10 protein-coding genes are annotated in these 13,077 nt (G+C 62.3%); 8 read left to right on the top strand and 2 right to left on the bottom strand.

Features of this window, described 5'->3' with window-relative positions:
* Nucleotides 1-479: 479 nt before the first annotated feature.
* The 4 genes from FQ746_RS26240 (at nt 480) to FQ746_RS26225 (ending at nt 4,598) form a co-directional block, all read left to right on the top strand.
* On the top strand, nt 480-1,496 hold the full coding sequence (locus tag FQ746_RS26240) for a beta-propeller fold lactonase family protein (protein WP_144112690.1): 1,017 nt from the start codon (nt 480-482) through the stop codon (nt 1,494-1,496).
* 70 nt (nt 1,497-1,566) lie between these two features.
* Nucleotides 1,567-2,565 (top strand): sterol desaturase family protein, encoded by a 999-nt coding sequence (locus tag FQ746_RS26235; RefSeq protein ID WP_144112689.1) that lies wholly within the window; start codon nt 1,567-1,569, stop codon nt 2,563-2,565.
* A 325-nt stretch (nt 2,566-2,890) separates the two neighbouring features.
* Nucleotides 2,891-3,724 (top strand): EI24 domain-containing protein, encoded by an 834-nt coding sequence (locus tag FQ746_RS26230; RefSeq protein ID WP_144112688.1) that lies wholly within the window; start codon nt 2,891-2,893, stop codon nt 3,722-3,724.
* Between the two features lie 28 nt (nt 3,725-3,752).
* Nucleotides 3,753-4,598 carry a competence/damage-inducible protein A gene (locus FQ746_RS26225; protein ID WP_144112687.1) on the top strand — a complete coding sequence of 282 codons (846 nt, stop codon included), beginning with the start codon at nt 3,753-3,755 and terminating at the stop codon, nt 4,596-4,598.
* Between the two features lie 155 nt (nt 4,599-4,753).
* On the opposite strand, the gene FQ746_RS26220 is transcribed toward FQ746_RS26225, so the two are convergent.
* On the bottom strand, nt 4,754-5,218 hold the full coding sequence (locus FQ746_RS26220; protein ID WP_144112686.1) for a rhodanese-like domain-containing protein: 465 nt from the start codon (nt 5,216-5,218) through the stop codon (nt 4,754-4,756).
* 439 nt (nt 5,219-5,657) lie between these two features.
* Between FQ746_RS26220 and glnA the strand changes: the two genes are divergently transcribed.
* The 4 genes from glnA to FQ746_RS26200 all read left to right on the top strand — a co-directional run bounded on the left by glnA (nt 5,658) and on the right by FQ746_RS26200 (nt 12,220).
* A complete protein-coding gene (gene glnA / locus FQ746_RS26215; protein WP_144112685.1) occupies nt 5,658-7,073 on the top strand; it encodes a type I glutamate--ammonia ligase in 1,416 nt (471 codons plus the stop codon).
* A gap of 194 nt (nt 7,074-7,267) precedes the next feature.
* Nucleotides 7,268-8,410, top strand: a complete 1,143-nt coding sequence (gene glnL, locus FQ746_RS26210) for a nitrogen regulation protein NR(II) (protein WP_144112684.1) — start codon at nt 7,268-7,270, stop codon at nt 8,408-8,410.
* Between the two features lie 35 nt (nt 8,411-8,445).
* Nucleotides 8,446-9,978 carry a nitrogen regulation protein NR(I) gene (gene ntrC / locus FQ746_RS26205; RefSeq protein ID WP_144112683.1) on the top strand — a complete coding sequence of 511 codons (1,533 nt, stop codon included), beginning with the start codon at nt 8,446-8,448 and terminating at the stop codon, nt 9,976-9,978.
* Nucleotides 9,979-10,129: 151 nt separating this feature from the next.
* On the top strand, nt 10,130-12,220 hold the full coding sequence (locus FQ746_RS26200) for a prolyl oligopeptidase family serine peptidase (protein WP_144112682.1): 2,091 nt from the start codon (nt 10,130-10,132) through the stop codon (nt 12,218-12,220).
* Here FQ746_RS26200 and xth read toward each other — a convergent pair.
* The gene (xth, locus tag FQ746_RS26195; RefSeq protein WP_144112681.1) at nt 12,217-12,993 is read right to left on the bottom strand and encodes an exodeoxyribonuclease III; all 777 of its coding nucleotides are present in this window, start codon (nt 12,991-12,993) and stop codon (nt 12,217-12,219) included. The genes FQ746_RS26200 and xth overlap by 4 nt on opposite strands.
* Between the last annotated feature and the right edge of the window lie 84 nt (nt 12,994-13,077).

Genomic DNA, 13,077 nt, shown 5'->3' with positions numbered 1-13,077 from the left:
GCGCAAATTACGAGTTGCCGAGCGAACCGCGGTACGACCGCGGGCTCGTGCCGATTCCCGATGGAGCGGGTTTGATTTGCGCGCCGAAACGCCGTGTCACGCCGCTGGATCCACGAAATCGGGTGAACGGGCGATGAGCGGAAGGGATTTTCTCGCCGACTACGAAAAGGCGGAATAAGCAAACTCTTAAACCGGTAAAAATAATCAGGCAGTCTTATTTTTAGCAGAGTTTATCGAACGGAAATAATCAGAAAAAGGAATTGTCTCGTTCTGTCGAGTTATGATTTTTATCAGGCGAGATAAGTCTCGTCGTTTTAAATTTGATTAGGATTTAATAGGACTATTTCTTAAGCTTGCTGGCAAAAGCATGAACAAATCCGATCAACCCCCCATTACGGGTGGGCGGAAACACGACCAACGTCAACCGCGAGCCCCGGCAATCGTTCTACAATGTCGGCTGTTCTCCGAAGTGAGTTTTCATGCGTAAAATTTTTCTTTCCCGCTTGGCCGCTACGTTCGCGATCGGGGCATCACTCGTGGCCGCGACAGGTTTTTTCTCTCCGGCTGCGCACGCTAATAACGTCATCGTGCTCAATTCCGGCGAAGCCACGCTGAGCCTCATCGACGAAACCACGCGGCAGGTGGTTGGCACGGTGCCGACGGGCAAGGAACCGCATCACCTCATGTCCACGCCGGATAATTCTTCGCTTATCGTCGCGAATTCGGTATCCAACAATCTGATGTTCGTCGACCCAAAAACGGGCCAGGTGCAACGCTGGGTCGAAAACATCGAAGACCCTTATCAGATCGGCTTCGCGCCAGACCGTAAGTGGCTCGTTACCACCGGTTTGCGGCTCGACCGACTGGACATTTATCACTACGACCAGAAAAACCAGATGACGCTGGCCGCGCGCCTGCCGCTCGCGGTCATGCCCAGCCACCTGGCATTTACGAACGACAGCAAGACGGTCTTCGTCACCTTGCAGGTGTCGGGTGAACTCGCGGCGGTCGACCTGGCTACGCAAACCGTGAAGTGGAAGATGAAAGTCGGCAAAGTGCCGGCCGGTTTATGGATGACGCCCGGCGACAAATACCTGCTGGTCGGCATGACCGGCGCGGACTACGTCGCGGTGGTCGACTGGCGCAATCAGAAAGTCGTCAAGACGATCCCCACGGGCAAGGGCGCGCACAACTTCCGCTCGCTCGCCGACGGCAAGCACGTCGCGGTCTCGAACCGCGTGGCCAGCACCATCAGCATCATTGACGAAGACGCGCTCACGAATGTCGGCGACATCACCGGTTTGATGCCTGGACCGGACGACATGGAACTTTCCGCCGACAAACGCTATCTGTGGGTTACGTTCCGCTTCGCGAAGCACATCGGCATCATCGACCTGAACTCGCGCAAGCTGATCCAGACTATCGCCGTCGGCCGTTCGCCGCACGGCATCTATTTTTATAATCGTGCCCCGGTTACAGCGCCCAATGGCGCTTGACCCGGGCCGGCACCATCAGGTTTGAAGATTTGCTGTAGCACGCCTTGAACGTAGCCACCAGGCCAGCGCCATGTTCCATCTGATTTTTTCTTCTCTCGACAGCTTCGTCTCGGCGATCCAGACGCTGCTGTACGTCGACATCGTGCAGCCGCTGATGTACCGGTTCGAGCTGATGGACTACGACGAAGACACGTACGACGCACTCTATTGGGTAATCGTCGGCGTGCTCGAGGTGCTGGCGATGTACGCGGTGCTGCGTCCGCTGGAGGCACTGCGGCCGGTGGAGAAGTGGGAAAGCCGCAAGGCGGTGCGGGTCGACGTCATCTACACGTGGATCGCCAAGCTGGGCATTCTCAACCTGTTCTTCTTCTTTGCGCTACAACCGCTTTTCGACACCGTGCAGGGCTGGCTGCGGCTGCACGACATCGCCAACATCGAGTTCGACAATTTGTGGCCGGGCGTCACCACGCAGCCGCTGGTCACGTTCGTGATGTATCTGCTGGTCATCGACTTCGCGGGCTACTGGTATCACCGCTGGGAGCACCGGTTCGGCGTGTGGTGGGAGTTGCACGCGGTGCACCACAGTCAGCAGCAGATGTCGCTCTGGTCCGACGACCGCAATCATCTGCTCGACGACATGCTCCAGGCGTCGTTCTTCGCGCTCATCGCGCTGGTCATCGGCGTGCCGCCATCGCAATTCGTCGTGCTGGTCGCCATCACCAATCTCGCGCAGAGCGTGCAACACGCGAATATCCGCATGTATTTCGGCTGGCTCGGCGAGCGTCTGCTGGTCAGTCCGACTTTTCACCGCCGTCATCATGCGATCGGCTACGGTCACGAAGGCCTGAACTACGGCTGCAATTTCGGCGTGCTGTTTCCGTGGTGGGACATGCTGTTCCGCAGCGTCTCCTGGAGCCGTGAAATGGAGCCGACAGGTATCCTCGATCAGCTCGAGGGCCACCGGTACGGCGACGGTTTCTGGGCGCAACATTGGCTCGCGTTCGTGCGCATCGGCCGCCGGCTGTCGCCGAAGCGCCGTTCCGAAAACAGCGACACCGCTCGCGTCTGAACCCGCGCTCGACTCTGCGCTTGATCCCGCGTTTGCTTCCGCGTTTTGCCCCTGCCGTTGCCCCTGCGCATGCCCCTGCCGTTGCCCCTGCCGTTGCCCCTGCGCATGCCCTTGCGATTGCGCCTGCGCATGCCCCCTGCGCATGCCCCTTGCGATTGCACCTGCACCCGTCCTCACGCCTACCCGCTCCCTCCCACGTCGCCGGTTTGCCCGGCGGCGCGCCTCGTGGTTTATCCTGTCCACTTTTGTGTGCGCAGGGTGGGCCAGCGGTCACGGCGCTGCGCCGCGCGTTCACCCACCGTTTCTCTCACCGGTTCTGAATCGCATGAATGACCTGTTGCGCTCGTTCGGACGTGCGCTCGCGAGCGTGCTTCACCCGCGCATGCTTTGGCTGACCCTCATGCCGTTTTTCGCGGCGACGCTCGGCTGGGGCGTGATCCTGTGGTTTTCGTGGCAGGCGCTGATCGGCGCGACCCGCACCTGGCTGGAAGGCTGGTCGTTCACGCTCACGCTCTATCGCTTGTTCGACTGGCTCGGCTTCTCGGCGCTGCACGCGGCGATCGCGCCGTTCATCGTGATTGCGATCGCGATTCCCCTCATTGTCGTGACCGTTTTGCTGCTGATCGCGACGCTGTCGATGCCCTCGGTCATCCGTTTCCTGTCGGCCCGGCATTTCCCCGGGCTCGAAATGCGCCGCGGCGGAACATGGTACGGTAGCCTCGGTCAGGCGCTGTGGACGACGGTGGTCTGCCTCGTGCTGCTGGTCGCCACGTTGCCGCTGTGGTTGGTGCCGCCGTTTTTCGCGCTGATTCCACCGCTGCTGTGGGGCTGGCTGACCTACCGGGTGATGAGCTACGATGCGCTCGCGCTGCATGCCAGCGCGGACGAACGCCGGGCGCTGGTGCGGCGCTTGCGTCTACCGCTGTTGCTGATCGGCATTGCGAGCGGTTTGCTGGGTTCGCTGCCGACTTTGCTGTGGGCGTCCTCGGTCTGGCTGATCGTGTTGTTCCCGGTAATCACCGCGATCACCATCTGGATTTACGCTTTCATTCTCGTTTTTTCGGCGCTGTGGTTCGGCTATTACTGTTTGCGCGCGTTGCAGCGGCAGCGGGCGCAAGAGCAGGGCGGCGTGCAACAGACGGCGCCGGTTCCCTACTGATCAACCTTGAACAACCCAAGAGGCGGCAATGGCATTTGGCGTCATTATCATCGGCGATGAAATCCTGTCGGGCAGACGTGTCGACAAGCATCTGCCGAAGGTCATCGAATTGTTGGGCGCGCGCGGTCTTTCGCTCGGTTGGGCCGAATATATCGGCGACGATCCGGAGCGCATCACCGCCACACTGCGGCGTACGTTCGCTTCGGGCGACATCGTGTTTTCGACGGGCGGTATCGGCGCTACGCCGGACGACCACACCCGGCAGTGCGCGGCGGCCGCGCTCGGTGTGCCGCTCGAACTGCATCCGGAAGCCGCCACGCTGATTCAGGAGCGGATTCGCGAGATGCATCCGGCGAACGCGGCGGCGCCGCTCGATCTGGATTCGCCGGAGAACCGGCATCGCCTGAATATGGGCACCTATGCGCAAGGCGCGTCGATCATCCCGAACGGCTACAACAAGATTCCGGGCTTTTCGATCAAACAGCATCACTTCGTGCCGGGTTTCCCGGTCATGGCTTGGCCGATGATCGAGTGGGTGCTGGACACGCTGTACGCGGACATGCATCACGCGATGCCGCATGCGGAGAAGTCGTTGCTGGTGTTCGAATTACCGGAGTCGCGCATCACGCCGCTTATGGAAAAAATCGAACACGATTTTCCGGGCGTGCGCGTCTTCAGCTTGCCGAGTGTCGGCGACGCGGAGCGCGGCGGGGTTTATGCGCGGCATCACATCGATCTGGGCGTGAAGGGCGAACCCGAAGCGGTGGCCGCGGCCTTCGTCAAATTGCGCGAAGGCGTGCACCTGCTCGGCGGCGATATCGTCGAGCCGGAAGCGGCGGCAGCGGCAGCAGCAGCGGCGAAACCGCGCGACTGAAGAATGGCGGGCAGGCTCCCCGGCCGCCCCGCTGACTTATCTCAATGCCATCTCAGTGCCACATTCCCGGGTGAGGATAGTGGCAGTCCCACAAGCGGGTCTCGTCGCGTCCTGTCTTGCTGGCCGCCAACCCAGGCATCGACCCGGGCATCGACTCAGGCGCCGATCCATGGCAGGCCCCGAAAGCACCAGCCCGACACGGTCTTCCGATGCCCCTGCCCATTCTTGTCGCCTTCGAAGCCTTCCAGCAGATCGAACGCCTGACCGAATCCGGCCTGTGCGGCAGCGACGGCGGCGAGCTTCGAGCGGGCGGCGCTGCGGCACAGAAACAGCACCGGCGTGTCCGGCGAGGCCACTTGAGCGAGTTGGGCGAGGAATTCCTGATTTGGCACCGCGCCCGGATAGCGGGTCCATTCCACGTGCGCGTACTGTCCGTCGCCGATCACCGGGCGGCCGACCCAGTCGAGTTCGGCGCGGGTGCGCACGTCGACGAGACGCGTACGAGGATCGAGTTGCAGCAGTTCGAATGCTTCGGCGGGAGACAGCGCGCCGGCGTAGGGCAACTGGTTGTCGGCGCGGCGTGCGTCCGCGAGGGCGTATAGCTGTTCGAGCGTGCTCATGAGCGCAAAACTCCTTCGGGCCAAAAGGGCATTCTAGCGCGCTGCCGACAGCGAGCAGAGCCATCGGTGCAACGACAGGAGGCAGTCGGGCTCATAATAAATATGGTCCATTTTGGTGCAAAATCGTTAAAATGCACCGTCTTGAAACGGCACATCGAGTCACTTCCCACGCTTGCACGATATTGGTGCTAAATGCGACCGTGGAATTTAGGGGCTGCATTCTCCACGGTGCGCTTTTTCCCCGCGAATGCGCGCGTCATGCGGATCTGCGCCGGGTTGGCGCATGGATGGCATGGAAGATGCTTATTTGGTCCCGATCGATTTGTCCCGGCATTTTTTTCTGCTCCACTGCGGCGATCCGGGGTGGACGCGCAGGGGCGGGTCAGCTAGATTGGGCGGCGGCTGAATCCGCCGAATTCGTTAATCCAGGAGATAGGTTATGAGTAAATCCGTGGCCGACGTCGTTCAACTCGTCAAGGACGAGGACGTCAAGTTTGTCGACTTTCGTTTCACCGACACGCGCGGTAAAGAGCAACACGTTTCGGTGCCGGTGTCGGCATTCGATGAAGACAAGTTCGAAAGCGGCCATGCGTTTGACGGTTCGTCGATTGCCGGCTGGAAAGGCATCGAAGCATCGGACATGTTGCTGATTCCGGACCCGAACACGGCCTTCATCGACCCGTTCTTCGAAGAATCCACGCTGGTGCTGACTTGCGACGTCGTCGAACCGGCTGACGGCAAGGGCTACGAACGCGATCCGCGTTCGCTCGCGAAACGCGCGGAAGCCTACCTGAAGAGCACGGGTCTGGGCGACACGGCATTCTTCGGTCCGGAACCCGAATTCTTCATTTTCGACTCGGTCAAGTGGGGCACGGATCAGTCGGGCACGTTCGTCAAGATCGGTTCGGAAGAAGCACCGTGGTCGTCGTCGATGGATTTCGAAGGCGGCAACACCGGCCACCGTCCGGGCACGAAGGGCGGCTACTTCCCGGTCGCTCCGGTCGACACGTTCCAGGACATCCGTTCGGAAATGTGCCTGTTGCTCGAACAGATCGGCATCCCGGTCGAAGTGCATCACCACGAAGTCGCGGGTCAAGGCCAGAACGAAATCGGCACGAAGTTCTCGACGCTGGTTCAGCGCGCCGACTGGCTGCAGCAAATGAAGTACATCATCCACAACGTCGCGCACACGTACGGCAAGACGGCGACGTTCATGCCGAAGCCGGTGGTCGGCGATAACGGTTCGGGCATGCACGTTCACCAGTCCATCTGGAAAGACGGCGCCAACCTGTTCGCGGGCAATGGCTACGCAGGTCTGTCGGAATTCGCGCTGTTCTACATCGGCGGCATCATCAAGCATGCTCGCGCGCTGAACGCGATCACGAACCCGTCGACGAACTCGTACAAGCGCCTCGTGCCGCACTTCGAAGCACCGGTGAAGCTGGCGTACTCGGCTCGCAACCGTTCGGCATCGATCCGCATTCCGCACGTGTCGAACCCGAAGGGCCGCCGAATCGAAACGCGTTTCCCGGATCCGATGGCGAATCCGTACCTGTGCTTCTCCGCGCTGATGATGGCGGGTCTGGACGGCGTGCAGAACAAGATTCACCCGGGCGAAGCGGCCGACAAGAACCTGTACGACCTGCCGCCGGAAGAGGATGCAAAAATCCCGACCGTGTGTGCCGGCCTCGACCAGGCGCTGGACGCATTGCACGCAGACCGCGAGTTCCTGACGCGCGGCGGCGTGTTCACGGATTCGATGATCGACGCGTACATCGAACTGAAGACGGGCGAGCTGCAACGCTATCGTCAGTCGGTGCACCCGATCGAATTCGAAATGTACTACTCGCTGTAAGTGGCAAGCGCGCTTCGCCCGAACTCCGGCGAAGCGCACTGCCGACGCTCGCGATCGGTCACGAAGGGACGGCGGCGCCGTCCCTTTTTTGTTAGACCGGGAGAACGTTTGCGGTACGCAGAAGGTGCCGCGTAGAGCCAGGCAGGAAGCAGCACCCCTGATTTATCACCATCTCCTATCGGCCAGACTGCAAGATGGTTCTCAAGAATCTGATCAAGGCAAGAAAAGGACACGAGCAGACGCTATCGGACGACGCGCAGCTGGTTGCGTCCGGTTTGCTGCCGGGTTTCGAGGCGTTGCCGACGGTCGTGCTGGTGCTCGACAAGCGCACGCTGCGCGTCGCGTATGCGAACCCGTCGGCCGAAGCCATGCTCGAACTGTCGCGCCGGCAACTCACGCAGATGGCGTGGCCGGATGTTTTCATGAACGGCGACGAGCTGGTCGCGACCATTTCCGCGATCGCCGCCCATCGCTTTCACGCGACGCATCTGGACACGGTGCTCGAACGTCCTGGCCACGAGCCGCTGCATGTGCATGCGATCGTCGGCTATCTGGACAGCGCGCAGGACTACGTGCTGCTCGAACTGTTCGAGAACGAGCGCCACATGCGCACCGACCGCGAGGAGCGCATTAACGACCTCACGGCGGTCAACAAACAACTGATTCGCAATCTCGCGCACGAGATCAAGAATCCGCTCGGCGGTATTCGCGGCGCGGCGCAACTGCTCGAGTTCGAACTCGGCGAGCGCCAGCGCGACGAGCTGCGCGAGTACACGCAGGTCATCATCAAGGAGTCGGACCGGCTGCAAACGCTGGTCGACCGGCTGCTGGAGCCGCACCGTCATCCGCATATCGTCGGCGACGTGAACATTCACGAAGTATGCGAGCGGGTGCGTCAGGTGATTCTCGCGGAGTTTCCGCGCGGACTCACCATCGAACGCGATTACGACGTGAGCGTGCCGGACCTGCGCGGCGACAAGGAGCAACTGATCCAGGCGCTGCTCAACATCGTGCGCAATGCGGCCGAAGCGCTGCGCGAACGCATCTCGCAAGGCGACGCGCGTATCGATTTGCGCACTCGCGTCGCACGCAAGATTACGGTGTCGAAACGTTTATGTAAGCTGGCATTGGACTTGCGTATTACCGACAACGGCCCGGGCATTCCCGAGGAAATCCGCGACCGCATTTTCTACCCGCTCGTGTCGGGGCGCGAGGACGGTAGCGGTCTTGGATTGACGCTCGCGCAGACCTTCGTACAACAGCACGACGGTCTGATCGAAGTGGAAAGCCGGCCCGGTCACACCGAGTTTCAGATCCTGCTGCCGCTCGACTGCTAACACCGCATGCATCTCAAGACTTCTGACCGACCTATATGAAGCCGATCTGGATAGTAGACGACGATCAATCGATTCGCTGGGTGCTCGAAAAAGCACTTGCGCGTGAGAACTTTGCCACGCGCAGCTTCTCGAATGTGCGCGACGCATCGGCGGCGCTCGACCTCGATAGCCCACAGGTGCTGGTGTCCGATATCCGGATGCCGGGCGGCTCGGGCCTCGAACTGCTGCAAACCGTGCGCGACAAGGTGCCGGGCCTTCCCGTCATTATCATGACCGCGTTCTCGGACCTCGACAGCGCTGTCGCCGCGTTCCAGGGCGGCGCGTTCGAATACCTCGCCAAGCCGTTCGACGTGGACAAGGCGGTCGAACTGATCCGTCGCGCGGTCGACGAAAGCATGCGCGGCGAACAGACGTGGGACGAGCGCCCCGCCGAAGCGCCCGAGATGCTCGGCCAGGCGCCGGCGATGCAGGACATGTTTCGCGCGATCGGCCGTTTGTCCCATTCGGCGGCCACCGTGCTCATTACCGGCGAATCAGGCACCGGGAAGGAACTGGTCGCGCGTGCGTTGCACCGACATAGCCCACGCGCGAACGGTCCTTTCATCGCGTTGAACACGGCGGCGATTCCGAAAGATCTGCTGGAATCCGAACTGTTCGGCCATGAACGCGGCGCCTTCACGGGCGCGCAGGCAATGCGTCAAGGGCGCTTCGAACAGGCCGAGAACGGCACGCTGTTTCTCGATGAAATCGGCGATATGCCGTTCGATCTGCAGACACGTCTGTTGCGCGTGCTCTCCGATGGACAGTTCTATCGCGTCGGCGGCCACAATCCGTTGCGCGCCAACGTGCGGGTGATCGCGGCGACTCACCAGAATCTCGAATCGCGCGTGCGTCAGGGACTGTTTCGCGAGGACTTGTATCACCGTCTCAACGTGATCCGTTTGCGCTTGCCGGCGTTGCGCGAGCGCAGCGAGGATATCCCGCTGCTCACGCGGCACTTCCTGCAGAAAAGCGCGCGCGATCTCGGCGTCGAATCGAAGCGCGTCTCCGAAGAGGCCCTGGCTTATCTCGCCGCGCTGCCATTTCCGGGCAACGTCCGGCAACTGGAAAATCTCGCTAACTGGCTGACGGTGATGGCGCCGGCGCAGACCATCGAGATCAAGGACCTGCCGCCCGATCTCGGTCCGGCCCAGGCGGGCATGAACGAGCTGTCCGGCGGCGGTGGCGTACTCGGCTCGGGCGATGCGCCGTTTAGCGGCAGCGCGACGGCGAATGGCGCGAACGGCGTGGCAGGGGCGGGCGGGGCCGCGCATCCTGCCGGTGCGACGGGCGTGCCGGTCGTGGCCGCCGGCAGCGCGTGGGAGGGCGGCTTGCGCACGGAAGTCGCGCGCATGCTGCGCGAGAACGCAGCCGACGTGATGGACGAACTCGCGCGCCGTTTCGAAGCCGCGGTGATTCGCGAAGCGCTCGACTTCACACGCGGGCGCAAGGTCGAGGCGGCGGAGCGCCTCGGCATCGGCCGCAATACGATTACGCGCAAGATTCAGGAGCTGAACCTCGAACCGTGAGTGGTGGGCTCGCGAAGCGAGCAACGCGGCAGACGCTGCTTCGCTCCCCCACAGGAGCCGGAGCAGCGCTTTTCCTCTCAATGCTGTTTTGCCTAGGGCCGCCGCCGCCCTCAGGGCATAATCGACGCTGTTTTTCGCCCGACAGCCGACGATGCCCAAACCCTTTGCGTGGCCCCTTTCCCCCGATCCTTTCCTGTCGCTCGAGGCGCTCGACGACCCCAAAGCGCTTGCCTGGGTCGAGCAGCAAAATGCCCGCACTCGCGCCGCCTGGTGCGCGAGCGCTGAATTCACCTCCCTGAAGCAGACACTCGCGCAGGCTTATTTGCCGCGCGAGCGACCGGTCATTCCCGACCGCTGGCAGGACTGGGCTTACGACGTGTGGCACGACGAGCGCAATCCACGCGGCATCTGGCGACGCACGACCTGGGCCGCATGGCGCAGCGGCGCGCCGGTCTGGCAGAACCTGCTGGACTTCGACGCGCTGGGCGCCGCTGAAAACACGCCGTGGGTCTGCGTCGAACTCGACATTCTTTATCCGGACGGGGACCGCGCGCTGATCACACTGTCGCCCGGCGGCTCCGACGCGCAAGTGGTGCGCGAGTTCGATCTCGGCACGCAGCGTTTCGTCGAAGACGGCTTCGTCATCGCCAAGGCCGGCAAGCACACGGCGTCGTGGATCGATCGCGATACGCTGTACGTGGGCTGGGACAACGGGCGCAAAACGCTCACCCGCTCCGGCTATCCGCGCGAAGTGCGGCGCTGGACCCGCGGCAGCGCGCTGGCCGATGCGCCGGTGGTGTTTCGCGGCGGCTTCGACGATATCGCGGTCGAAGCGCACTACGATCCGCTGGATAAACGGCACACGGTCGTGCGCAGCGTCGACTTCTTCGATTCGCTGACCTATTACCCGCAGAACGCCGGCGACGTGCTCGACGAGTGGCAGCCGTTCGAGGTGCCGGCGCACGTCGCGGTGGGCGGTTGGGAAGGCTGGATGCTGCTCGAGCCGCGGCTCGACTGGGACTGCAACGGCACGCTGTTCGCGGGCGGCGCGTTACTCGCGATTCGCGAGGACGCGTTCCTGCGCGGCGAGCGCGAGATGACGGTGCTGTTCACGCCCACGACGCGAACCTCGGCCTGTTCGTGGTCGCATACGCGGCATCATCTGGTGGTGTCGTATCTGGAAGAGGTCGACAGCAAGACGCTGCTGTGGACGCCGACGCAAGCCGCCGATCGCACATGGCATTGGCAGCAGCGGCCGTTTGCTTCGCGCGACGGTTTGCAGGCCGGCGTCGCGCCGATCGAGCCGACGCTGAACGACGAAGTGTTCGTCGATACCGACGATTACCTGCAACCGCCGGCTTACTGGCTGACCGATCTCTCGCGCGACGATCCGAGCGATTGGGAGTTGCTCGAACGCTGGCCGACGCAGTTCGACGCGAGCCCCTACGTCGTCACGCGTGCGCACGCGATTTCCGCGGATGGCACGCGAGTCCCTTACACGGTGATCGGGCCGCGCAACGAAAACGGTGAGTCCGGCTCGACGACGCGCCCTTGTCTTTTATACGGCTACGGTGGCTTTGCGATTCCGCTGCTGCCCGATTATCTGACCGGCCCCGCCATTGGCTGGCTCGCGCGTGGCGCGGTCTACGTGGTCGCGAATACGCGCGGTGGCGGCGAGTTCGGCACGCCATGGCATATGGCGGCGCAGGGCGAGCATCGGCAACGTGCGTTCGACGATTTCATCGCCGTGGCCGAGGCGTTGATCAGCACGGGCGTGACCACGGCGGCGCAACTCGGCATTCAGGGCGGCAGCAACGGCGGCCTGCTGGTGGCGGCATGCATGGTGCAGCGGCCGGAACTGTTCGGCGCGGTAGTGTGCGAAGTGCCGTTGCTCGATATGAGCCGTTACCATCTGTTGCACGCGGGCGCCTCGTGGATCGACGAATACGGCGACCCCGACGTGCCGGAAGAAGCACAGGTGCTGGCCGCTTATTCGCCGTATCACCGGGTGGGCGAGGGCGTTGCGTATCCGCCGGTGCTGTTCACGACGTCGACCGCGGACGATCGCGTGCATCCCGGGCACGCCCGCAAGATGGTGGCGCGTATGCAGGCGTCGACTGCGCAGCCGGAGCGCGTCTGGTATCGGGAAGACACGGAAGGCGGGCACGGCGGCTCCGATGAACTGGAGCAGGCCGAGCACGACGCGATGGCGTTCGAGTTTTTGTGGCGAAGTCTGAACTAGCCGAGTTGAGCGACCACCGGCGCGTGGTCCGACGGTTGTTCCCACTTGCGCGGGACCTTGTCGATATCGCACGAGGTGCAGATGTCGGCGAGTGCTTTCGTCAGCAGAATGTGGTCGATGCGCAGTCCCGCGTTGCGGCGGAACGCCATCATCCGGTAGTCCCACCACGAGTAGAGTTTTTCCGGCTGCTCGAATTGACGGAATGCGTCGAGTAAGCCGAGTTCGATCAGCCGCACGAACGCCGCGCGTTCTTCCGGCGACACGAGGTTCTGACCTTCCCACGCTTTCGGATCGTGCACGTCGCGGTCGTCCGGTGCGATGTTGTAGTCGCCGAGGAGCGCGAGTTTCGGATGCAACGCCATTTCGCTTGCGATCCAGTCGTGTAGTGCGGCGAGCCAGCCGAGCTTGTAGACGAACTTCTCGCTACCGGGCGCCTGGCCGTTCGGAAAATACGCGGAGACGATGCGTACCCCTTCGACAGTCAAGGCAATCACGCGTTGCTGCGGATCGTCGAAGCCGGGAATGTTGCGCACGACGCTGCTCTCGTCGACCGCGAGACCGTCGCGAACCAGAATACCGACACCGTTATAGGTTTTCTGACCGGCGAACCAGCTGCGGTAGCCTTTTTCCGCTAGTTCGGCGCGCGGGAATTTATCGTCGGTCAGCTTCAGTTCCTGGAGACACAGCACGTCGGTGCCGCTGCTTTCGAGCCAGTCGATAACGTGTTGCTGGCGCACTTTGAGGGAATTCACATTCCACGTGGCAATCTTCATGACGTTCTCACATTCTTGCTAGGCATGGCTTGGCGGGGTCTCGTTCCCGTGATCCGGTTCTTGCGGTGCGCGTGATGCCAGTCA

The sequence above is a fragment of the Paraburkholderia sp. BCC1886 genome (assembly GCF_900996245.1).
Classification (GTDB): domain Bacteria; phylum Pseudomonadota; class Gammaproteobacteria; order Burkholderiales; family Burkholderiaceae; genus Paraburkholderia.
This window is presented reverse-complemented; position numbering and strand designations above follow the sequence as displayed.

Bases quoted from the DNA above. Each gene is read 5' to 3' on its own strand.
- FQ746_RS26240 (WP_144112690.1), top strand. From the start codon at position 480: ATGCGTAAAATTTTTCTTTCCCGCTTGGCCGCTACGTTCGCGATCGGG.
- FQ746_RS26235 (WP_144112689.1), top strand. From the start codon at position 1,567: ATGTTCCATCTGATTTTTTCTTCTCTCGACAGCTTCGTCTCGGCGATC.
- FQ746_RS26230 (WP_144112688.1), top strand. From the start codon at position 2,891: ATGAATGACCTGTTGCGCTCGTTCGGACGTGCGCTCGCGAGCGTGCTT.
- FQ746_RS26225 (WP_144112687.1), top strand. From the start codon at position 3,753: ATGGCATTTGGCGTCATTATCATCGGCGATGAAATCCTGTCGGGCAGA.
- FQ746_RS26220 (WP_144112686.1), bottom strand. From the start codon at position 5,218: ATGAGCACGCTCGAACAGCTATACGCCCTCGCGGACGCACGCCGCGCC.
- glnA (WP_144112685.1), top strand. From the start codon at position 5,658: ATGAGTAAATCCGTGGCCGACGTCGTTCAACTCGTCAAGGACGAGGAC.
- glnL (WP_144112684.1), top strand. From the start codon at position 7,268: ATGGTTCTCAAGAATCTGATCAAGGCAAGAAAAGGACACGAGCAGACG.
- ntrC (WP_144112683.1), top strand. From the start codon at position 8,446: ATGAAGCCGATCTGGATAGTAGACGACGATCAATCGATTCGCTGGGTG.
- FQ746_RS26200 (WP_144112682.1), top strand. From the start codon at position 10,130: ATGCCCAAACCCTTTGCGTGGCCCCTTTCCCCCGATCCTTTCCTGTCG.
- xth (WP_144112681.1), bottom strand. From the start codon at position 12,993: ATGAAGATTGCCACGTGGAATGTGAATTCCCTCAAAGTGCGCCAGCAA.